This is a genomic window from Candidatus Brocadia sapporoensis, assembly GCF_001753675.2.
Lineage (GTDB): Bacteria > Planctomycetota > Brocadiia > Brocadiales > Brocadiaceae > Brocadia > Brocadia sapporoensis.
In genome coordinates, this window is record NZ_MJUW02000119.1 from 21,957 (window position 1) to 29,215 (window position 7,259).

Here is a 7,259-nt window from a genome sequence, read left to right on the forward strand (position 1 = left end):
AAGCTGGTGAGAACTGTTTATGGAAGATATAGAATATTTACGGGTAAAAGAGTAAGGCATGGCAAAAACAAAGGGATTTCTGTGTGAAAGAGTTTACATATTCGATGCATAAACAAAAAAGCAAAGGACATTTGATAAAAGAGGTAGTGGTAAGAACGGGGCATAAATTGGTTAAAAAAGTTGAAGGACTTCGTATTAACGGCAGACACTATTTATGACAGCCTATTTTATATAACCGACAAGGCTTATTTTATCTGAATTCCCTATTTAAATTAATCTTATAACAACTTTCATGTGCTGCTAATCAATAAACAAAATCACTTATAACTTCAAACGCATCGATTTTTCCTCCATGCATAGATATATCGGGACATCTTTACATCGTTTCCGAATCCAGGATGTCATATTTTTGTATAATAAAACACGCAGTTCGTCAGGGTAGCGAAGCTTGCCGTCATGCCCTGTAAAAAATTCCTCATCAAGTATGGTATTGTCCGGGAAACGGTTTTCAATAATCTTTTTCAAACGCTGCGTCATGCGCAAGGTACCAAGGCTTATCCAGGCAACATCACATCCATCAACGGCATGAAAGGTCGTGTCGACCAACGCCTCATAATCAGCCTCCCACCCCTGATAATAAATCATAGGATCAAAATGGAAGGCTACCCGATAGCCGCTGGTGGCACACCTTTGAGCTGCTTCGAGCCTCTGCATTAACGGGGCGGTGAAGTACTCAACGGTTTCCACGATTTTCTGAGGATTCAACGACCAGGAAATAATGATGTTTCTTGCACCCGGAACAGAAGTTAGCAGTTCAACATTGTCACTCTTGGTTTTCAGTTCGTACATCGTTTTCGGATAGTGGCGAAAAAAATCAACGATCCGTGGTGAGTATCCTGTAATATGGTCAAATGCAAGGGAATCGGTTAACTCGCATGAACCGCAGCGGATATCTCGACCGAGGCGCCTGTATGCCGCAAAAAAATCTTCAATATTAGCGGGAATGATAATGCCTGGTGAATTAATATAATCCTGCAGGACACAATAGGAGCATTCATACGGGCACCCGCTACCCAGATTAACGACAAAATAGCCGCAGAATGCAGAATTGGCAGAACAGGGACATTTTTTAAAAAAATCATAGTCCTCGCGCACAAGGTAAAAGTTTTCCAACCTTTTGTTGTAATCGTCGATACCGAACCGTCTTTTCCCAAGGTGTTGTTTGTAAGTTTTTATTATTTCAATATTGCCCTCCGGAAAGTGAGCGCTCACTCTGTTTGCCATCTCCGTATGGGAAACGGATTCTTCAATAAACAGGTTTTTGGGTTTGAACTGCTGTTTCAAAGTAACATCTGCCTTCAGTTTTGGATCGATCGTAACATCGAAAAAAGAAGGCTTAAATCCCTGACCGGTTTTCGTGAAAGATGGATAGCGTCGCATGACCAGATAATTTTTGATTTCAGAAAACCGGACGGGTGGTTTTGGCAAACCCTCCGCTACCTTTGTGTAATCGATTCGTTCACGTTTGGCAATTTCGAACAAAAGTCTGGTTATTTCCTGTTGTTTGTTGATACCCAGGTAATAGTAGTATTTTTTAACGAATGCCTTAATTTGTTCCGTATGGGACATCATTTTCCTAGATTAAATTCCACCATTTCGTCAACCAGGAATTCATGAGAAAACACCTTTTCAAAGTTGTACTATCTGCATAACCATTTGTCAAGATAAGGAGGCGACAGTTTATGGTGGCTGCCATTATACCGCTGGAAAGAGCAATTGATAGTGTAGAAATTTAGACTCATTTGTCTCCTGAACTTACTTCAGAAATACGTTGTCTCTCTATTTCTTAGAAATACGACAAGACTCCTTTAGCTAATAATTCCGGGTTCCATTCGCCTCATGATGGTCTTGACAAAGATAGCTGTGAGCCGTATAATCCCGAAAGCCTGACCCGAATAAGTCAGAGACGTAGTAGCGCAGGCTTCCAGCCTGCATATTATTGGATGCAAGATAAGAAAAGGTACGTGACAATTCAGAAACTATCGGTAAAATACTCAAAAAAGCTATTCTACATGGATTTAAGCATCTGCAATGGACTCTCCCGCCCTTTTAGAAATTTTGGTTATTTCTTGTTTCAGCTAATAAGGGACACTTCAACAGAAGCCGCACTTAGTGGTAATTTTACTGTATAGAGATATTCGTAATCATTTAAGCTATAGAAAAAACCTCTGGTCTTGAAAGACAATCTACATGAAAGAATCAAATTATGTCTTCGGTTACAGGTACGGACAAACAAAGTTTGTCCGTACCTGTAACTGACGCACGTATAGATAAATTTATGAATAAACTGTTTGACACTATAAACATCGGGCGGATGACATTAAAAAACAGAATTGCCATGTCCGCTATGGACCTTGGATTTACCTCGGATGGAACCATTAACGATCAGATTATTGATTTTTACAGAGAACGTGCAAAGGGAGGAGTTGGGCTTATCGTTGTGGGCGGCTGTTATCCGGAAATGAACGGTAAAGTTTGGAAGAGTATTATCGGATTGGATAGAGACGAATTCATTTCCGGATTAAAAAGATTGACTGATGCCATTCATCTGTATGACGTGCGGGTAGCAGCACAGTTGCTTCACGGTGGCCGCAGCGCTTCATCATTTTTTACTAAGATGCAGCCCGTTGCACCCACAAAGCTGACCCACAGAAGCATCAAACAGGAACCTCATGCCTTAACGGTTCCGGAGATCAAAACGGTTATCAATAATTATGTCTCTGCCACCATGAGGGCAAAAGAGGCGGGTTTCGACGCCGTGGAACTTCACGGGGGTATGGGTTACCTTATAAACCAATTCCTCTCAGAGGCTACGAATAAACGCGACGATGCATACGGTGGGAGTCTTGAAAATCGTGCCCGCTTTGCAAAGGAAATGATTCTTGCGATAAAAGAGACGGTTGGGAAGGATTATCCCATTATCTTTCGAATGTCCGGAGATGATTTTGTAGAGGGCGGGCTCAGAATACAGGAAAGTCTGGAAATCGCTAAGATATTAGAATATGCGGGTGTCGATGCCTTTAATGTATCGCCCGGCTGGCATGAAAGCAAAATCCCCATTATGTTGATGGCTATTCCCCGGATGGCTTATGTATTCCTGTCGGAAAAATTTAAATCACAGGTGAAGATTCCTGTAATTGCCTCGGTAAGGATAAATGACCTGAAGCTGGCGGAAGAGATTCTGGAAAATGAACAGGCGGATATGGTGTCTGTTGGCAGACCGCTTATCGTGGATCCGGAGTTACCAAATAAGTATAAAAGTGGACATCTTGATGATATCAGAACCTGTATTGCCTGCAACCAGGGATGCTTTGATTCTTTACTTAATTTTAAACCCGTCTCGTGTACCTACAATGCTATGGTAGGGCATGAGAATGAATTCAAGATAATTATGACGAATAGCCCGAAGAAAGTTGTGGTTGTGGGTGGCGGACCGGGTGGTATGGAGGCCGCGCGAATCCTGGCGTTAAGAGGACACAGGGTTACCCTTTACGAGAGAAATAGGCATTTAGGCGGACAATTACGATATGCCTTTATTCCGCCTGGCCGCGAAGAGATTCAAAATATTATAACCTATCTGGAAAGACAGATGGTAAAGCTCAAGGTAGATATCAAAACGGAAATTGAGGCAGATCTCCAGACGCTACAAGAAGAACAGCCCGATGCAATTGTTGTTGCTACAGGCGGGAATCCCATCATACCGAATCTTCCCGGAATACAAACGAAAAATGTGTGCTTTGCCAGTGATGTGCTGGACGGTAGTATATCTGTTGGAAGAGACATCATCATTATTGGCGGTGGAACCGTGGGGTGTGAGGTAGCCTTGCATGTGGCAAAAAAAGGAGCAATGAGGCCTGACGTGGCCTGTTTTCTTCTGAAACATAAGGTGCTTAATGCCAACGATGTGATTGAATATACGGCAAAAGGAAACCGGAATATTACCATTCTGGAAATGAAGAGAAAGATTGGCGGAGGGTTTGGCATTTCTACACGGTGGATCATCCTGAATGAGATAAAAGATGCCGGGGTAAGGGAGATAACGGAAGTAAAAGTGAAAGAAATTATAAGCAACCCCCGAAAAAACGGACATGAAAATACCGGTGTAGTCTATGAAAAGGACGGGGAAGACCACTTTATCAAAGCCGACACGGTTATTATTGCTGTAGGATACAGCCCCAATAATGAGTTCCGTAAGCAGATAGAAGACAAATTTCCGGAGACCTACTTTATTGGCGACTGTGTTAAGGTGCGTACCGCCCTTGAGGCAATTCACGAAGGGTTTGAAGTGGCTTTAAAGATATAAAATAACCGTAATAATTCATATCCGCGGGCACAGAATACGCAGAGAAACAGAAGATGAAAGATATTCGTATGAATCGTGGTGATAATTCCGGCTATGACCACATTGAGTTCGAGGAGATTTCCGGAAACCATGGCAAGGCAATTGGTATTATCTCCATGAAAAAACCACCCAGAAACTCTATCGGTTCGTGGCTTCTTGACGCCATCTACGACAAAATGGACCAATACGAGGGCAATGATAAAATTGGAGCTATTATCATTGCCAGTAAACTTCGGGGAGTATTCAGTGATGGCGCTGACCGGGATGAACTCTTCGGGTCCTGGATTTCCGGCCTCGTAGCAGAAAAAAACTATGAACGGTTCAAGCGCGCCCATGAGATGTTCGTTGAAATCGAAAATTGCAAAAAACCCGTTATAGCCGCTATTAACGGCGTTACTATTGGTGCAGGGCTGGAACTTGCCATGTTGTGTGACCTGCGTATTGCTTCAGAACTTTCCTTTTTCAGCCTTCCGGAGGCAAAACCTGAATTGAGTATTATTCCCGGGCTGGGTGGTACACAGCGCTTACCGCGCTTTATCGGCACAGCCCGCGCGAAAGAGATGTTATTCCTGGGAAAGATGATCCGTGCTGAAACCGCTTTGGAATGGGGTCTCGTCAACCAGATATCGCCTCACAAGGAAGTTATAGAGCAAGCTATCGCTACCGCAAAGATTCTCCTGGAAAGGGATGCAAGGGCGCTCAAAGAGATGAAAAAGTGTATTAACTTTGCCGCAGAAAACGATATTCTAAAAGGTATTGAATATGAAGTCGGGCTCTTTGCAGAAATGATGCGGCTAAAGCTTACGAATAAAAACAGACAATAGAGGACGTCCTGCATAAGTTGACATGCAATAGCCATTGCGGGCGACACAACGAAGCAATCTCCCCTGAGATTGCTTCTGGCTGGCACGACTCCAACGACAATTTTCCGTAATGTTACAATATAAACTCCGTAACAACGGTTAACATTTCAAAATGGAACATCACATAACTTTATATTTTCTTGACAGAATGCCGTTTGAAAACTATTGTGATGGTACTGTAAGAGTGCCATTGCCGGAGATTGGAAAAGATCGGGACGTAAAAAATTGCTACAGCCATCAATACCTGATTTGTAAAGAAAACAAGGAGTCCCTTGAAGAGTATTGCAGTTTAAATGTGATAGGCACTTCTTTAAGAAGAACCTTATTAATTTAAAGAGATCATAAAAGGGGATATACATGGAGTGTAAAGATGAGATGAGTGCCATTAGCGAATCATTAGGGAAGGTGGGCAACCCTTGCGTCATGGTCATTTTTGGAGCTTCGGGTGACCTAGCCAAACGAAAGCTTATTCCAGCGCTTTATAATCTTGCGCGTGAGCGTTTGTTATCCACAGAATTTGCCATTGTTGGATTTTCCCGTAGCAAGATGAGCCATGAGGAATTCCGTGAAAAAATCAGCAGGGATATAAAAGAGTATGCAATGGGTTCGGTTGATCCGGACTTATGGAATTGGTTCGTTCAGCGACTCTATTATTCACCGGGGGATGTTCAGGATACCAATGCTTATCAGCAACTTCAGACTCTCTTGTTGCAAGTTGATAAAGAGCATGGTACCCGGGGAAATTATCTTTACTATCTTGCAACGTCACCCGAGTTGTTTTCTCCGATTATTCAACACATTGGGGCCGCCGGTCTTGCACGTGAAGAAAACGGATGCTGGCGCCGGGTGATTATTGAAAAGCCATTCGGGCGGGATCTCGAGTCTGCCCGCATCCTTAATCAGGAGATCAGAAAGGTACTGAACGAAAGCCAGATCTACCGCATAGATCATTATCTTGGCAAGGAGACGGTACAAAACATTATGGTCTTCCGTTTCGCCAACGGTATTTTTGAACCTATTTGGAACCGCCGTTACATTGACCACGTGCAAATTACCGTCGCTGAGGATATCGGCGTGGGGCAGCGGGGTGACTATTACGACAATGCCGGTGCACTGAGAGATATGGTGCCAAATCACATGTTTCAGTTGCTTACGCTGACAGCGATGGAGCCACCGATTTCCTTTGAAGCGAATGCGGTGCGCGATGAACAGGTCAAAATTCTACATGCCATTCAGTCGATAACGCCCGAAGGAGTCCTCAGGTTTACCGTGAGAGGACAGTATGGGGAAGGAATGATAAAAGGACAGCGCGTACCCGCTTACCGGTCTGAACCAAGCGTGCCGCCTGATTCCAACACGGAGACGTTCATGGCAATGAAGTTGTACATTGATAACTGGCGCTGGGCCAATGTGCCATTTTACCTGAGAACCGGGAAACGGCTTCCCTGCCGCGTTACCGAGATTGCTATTCAGTTCAAGAGCGCCCCTTTTGTATTGTTTCGTAAAACCACGGTAGAACATTTGAAACCAAACCTTCTGGTGCTCCATATTCAGCCGAACGAGGGTATTTCGCTTAACTTCAGCGCTAAGATTCCAGGCCCCCTGGTACGCATGGGAACAGTAGATATGGAATTTAAGTATGACGACTACTTTGGTCGCACCCCAAGTACCGGACACGAGCGACTGCTGTACGACTGCATGTTGGGAGACGCAACCCTGTTCCAACGTGCTGACATGGTTGAGGCCAGCTGGAATGTGGTGTCAACAATACAAGACGTATGGAAGGCGCTGCCACACCGGAAGTATCCGAATTATGCTGCAGGCACCTGGGGTCCGCAGGAGGCTGACGAGATGATAGCCAGAGACGGGCGTGAGTGGAGGAGATGTGGAAAGTGATTTTGGATGAAGGTGGGATATGGCTAAAACACCGATCTATCGTCAGCATTGTCCGGTTAGGGAATTGCGAAAGAGCGTCTCTGTTGTTCTTTGAGATT

General features: G+C 44.0%; 4 protein-coding genes. 3 read left to right on the forward strand and 1 reads right to left on the reverse strand.

From position 1 onward, the window contains the following. Positions 1-321 precede the first annotated feature (321 nt). Complete coding sequence (locus BIY37_RS12260; RefSeq protein WP_143299273.1) at positions 322-1,632, reverse strand: SPL family radical SAM protein; 1,311 nt, start codon at positions 1,630-1,632, stop codon at positions 322-324. A 706-nt stretch (positions 1,633-2,338) separates the two neighbouring features. On the opposite strand from BIY37_RS12260, the gene BIY37_RS12265 reads away from it, so the two are divergent. The 3 genes from BIY37_RS12265 to zwf all read left to right on the forward strand — a co-directional run bounded on the left by BIY37_RS12265 (position 2,339) and on the right by zwf (position 7,161). Next, on the forward strand, positions 2,339-4,363 hold the full coding sequence (locus BIY37_RS12265; protein ID WP_070068138.1) for an oxidoreductase: 2,025 nt from the start codon (positions 2,339-2,341) through the stop codon (positions 4,361-4,363). A gap of 53 nt (positions 4,364-4,416) precedes the next feature. Then, positions 4,417-5,226: an enoyl-CoA hydratase/isomerase family protein gene (locus BIY37_RS12270; protein WP_070068135.1), complete on the forward strand. Its 810-nt coding sequence runs from the start codon at positions 4,417-4,419 to the stop codon at positions 5,224-5,226. Positions 5,227-5,622: 396 nt separating this feature from the next. Beyond that, positions 5,623-7,161 (forward strand): glucose-6-phosphate dehydrogenase, encoded by a 1,539-nt coding sequence (gene zwf / locus BIY37_RS12280; RefSeq protein WP_143299274.1) that lies wholly within the window; start codon positions 5,623-5,625, stop codon positions 7,159-7,161. The last annotated feature ends 98 nt before the right edge of the window (positions 7,162-7,259 follow it).